Below are 762 nucleotides of genomic sequence, written 5' to 3'. Positions count from 1 at the left end.
GAGACGTCGCGGGAATTGTTGGGATAACGCACCGATGGATCGTTTCTTTAGAAGTTTGAAATCTGAATGGATACCCGCAAGTGGTTATGGGAATTTCACAGAAGCAGATAAAGAGATCACAAATTACATCACTGGATATTACAGCGAGACTAGACCCCATCAATATAATGGTGGGTTAACGCCAAATAGGTCAGAACGTTTATATTGGAATGACTCTAAAACCGTGGCCAATTTTACTTGACCACTACACACCTGAGGTGTGGCGGGACTATATGCATTTGATCACCACATTAGCTCTGAGCAATCTTCAGATGGAATATAGACAACATGAATGCGATCTGAATACCTGTATGCCGACGTGTTCTTTACGCCCAGAGAAATATCTGTGCGTAGGTAAACCTCAGTTTTTGAGCGTATTTGATTAATTTAACCTGAACTCGGGATAAGAAATGTTGAACTAATAGCCCTCCAAGTGATCGGATCTTTCGACCAAGAGAAACCCCATCACACCGGCTGTCTCTTCTACACAAATCCCTCGGTTTGCCCCGGGGGATTTTTTTGAACCATTTTTAATTAACCTGATCTGATCCTGACCTTTTGTTTCAGATACCACATGCCATGTTTTTAAGTGAACCATCACTCTGGGCACAGAGCATTTTTCAGCGCGCACAATTAGGGGATGTACGAAGGACCAAACGGCTTGTACAGTTGGCGGCTCAACTTGCAGCTCATACAGGACAATCTATCGTGCAATCTCTTTCA

The 762-nt window shown here is 43.3% G+C and carries 2 protein-coding genes; both read left to right on the top strand.

What is annotated here, in order from left to right:
* Positions 1 to 241 (top strand): integrase core domain-containing protein (locus tag L5M28_RS23990; protein WP_263198686.1); only part of this gene is annotated, 241 nt, incomplete at its 5' end.
* Positions 242 to 618: 377 nt separating this feature from the next.
* The coding region (locus L5M28_RS23985) for a transposase (protein WP_263196006.1) at positions 619 to 762 on the top strand (144 nt) is incomplete at its 3' end.

It is taken from the genome of Shewanella sp. SW32, assembly GCF_025653365.1.
Lineage (GTDB): Bacteria > Pseudomonadota > Gammaproteobacteria > Enterobacterales > Shewanellaceae > Shewanella > Shewanella oncorhynchi.
This window is presented reverse-complemented; position numbering and strand designations above follow the sequence as displayed.